Source organism: Shigella sp. SIG3 (assembly GCF_053555855.1).
The window spans coordinates 1-347 of record NZ_JBQZXE010000343.1; the positions used below are offsets into that span (position 1 = coordinate 1).

A 347-nucleotide genomic window follows, 5' to 3' on the forward strand; every position below is an offset into this window, starting at 1 on the left:
TGAGACGGATTCCGGAACAGAAAAACAGTCGTAGAATCAGCGTCAAGCCGGAAGGATTCCGGTGAGGCGCAATGTTGCGGGGGCTTAATCCCTGGTGGCATTGGTTGCTGGAGAGAGAAAACCCCCGCACGTTGCAGGTATGCACCTGACAACACCACGGGGGCCATTCTTGCATCCAAACAATACAAGAATAGCCGCGAAACGTTGTCATTACAATACAGGCGGCTATATGACGTTCGCAGAACTGGGCATGGCCTTCTGGCATGATTTAGCGGCTCCGGTCATTGCTGGTATTCTTGCCAGTATGATCGTGAACTGGCTGAACAAGCGGAAGTAACGTGCCATGC

General features: G+C 52.4%; 1 protein-coding gene. It reads left to right on the plus strand.

What is annotated here, in order from left to right; translation table 11 throughout:
• The first annotated feature begins 229 nt into the window (after window positions 1–229).
• Window positions 230–337 carry a type I toxin-antitoxin system toxic polypeptide LdrD gene (gene ldrD, locus ACUU1I_RS21335; RefSeq protein WP_000141634.1) on the plus strand — a complete coding sequence of 36 codons (108 nt, stop codon included), beginning with the start codon at window positions 230–232 and terminating at the stop codon, window positions 335–337.
• Window positions 338–347 lie beyond the last annotated feature (10 nt).

Coding starts and splice junctions, on each gene's coding strand:
- ldrD (WP_000141634.1), top strand. CDS start 230: ATGACGTTCGCAGAACTGGGCATGGCCTTCTGGCATGATTTAGCGGCT.